This window comes from Psychroserpens jangbogonensis (genome assembly GCF_000797465.1).
Lineage (GTDB): Bacteria > Bacteroidota > Bacteroidia > Flavobacteriales > Flavobacteriaceae > Psychroserpens > Psychroserpens jangbogonensis.
In genome coordinates this window covers 1-207 of the sequence record NZ_JSWG01000046.1, presented here as the reverse complement: position 1 = coordinate 207, position 207 = coordinate 1, and the positions used below count along the sequence as shown (strand labels likewise).

Below are 207 nucleotides of genomic sequence, written 5' to 3'. Positions count from 1 at the left end.
ATTAGATCGTGCTAATGAACGTCATATTTTTGGTACTAAAATGCGTTCAAACATTTTAGAATTAAACGAACAAGGTATCAAAGATGTTGTTGAACAACAATTTGAATTCGCTAAAAAAATTATTGCAAAAGGTTTAGTACCAATTATTGAACCTGAAGTAAATATCAATGCTAAAGATAAAGCTGAAATTGAAAATGTCTTAAAAGA

The 207-nt window shown here is 27.5% G+C and carries 1 pseudogene; it reads left to right on the top strand.

Annotated elements, in window-relative coordinates:
* Nucleotides 1–207: pseudogene (locus RH81_RS16160) on the top strand (fructose bisphosphate aldolase); the annotation flags it as partial.